Consider the following 431-nt stretch of genomic DNA (forward strand, 5'->3'; position numbering starts at 1 on the left):
AAGTCCGTCAACGGGCAGTCCGTATGGTTCTGGAAAGTCAGGGCGAATATGACTCACAATGGGCGACAATTTGTTCCATTGCTCCAAAGATTGGCTGTACGCCGGAGACTCTGCGTGTCTGGGTTCGCCAGCATGAGCGGGATACCGGGGGCGGTGATGGAGGGCTCACCACCGCTGAACGTCAGCGTCTGAAAGAGCTGGAGCGTGAAAATCGTGAACTGCGCCGCAGTAACGATATCCTTCGCCAGGCTTCCGCTTATTTTGCGAAGGCGGAGTTCGACCGCCTCTGGAAAAAATGATGCCACTGCTGGATAAGCTGCGTGAGCAGTACGGGGTCGGACCGCTATGCAGCGAACTGCATATTGCCCCGTCAACGTATTACCACTGTCAGCAACAGCGACATCATCCGGATAAACGCAGTGCCCGTGCGC

At 56.1% G+C, this 431-nt stretch carries 1 pseudogene and 1 other annotated feature; the pseudogene reads left to right on the top strand.

From position 1 onward, the window contains the following. Nucleotides 1-431: pseudogene (locus BGK49_RS30675) on the top strand (transposase); the annotation flags it as partial. After that, nucleotides 254-370, top strand: a sequence feature (AL1L pseudoknot). (Overlaps the previous pseudogene by 117 nt.)

The organism is Shigella sp. FC1544 (genome assembly GCF_001722145.1).
GTDB classification, from domain to species: Bacteria; Pseudomonadota; Gammaproteobacteria; order Enterobacterales; family Enterobacteriaceae; genus Escherichia; species Escherichia coli.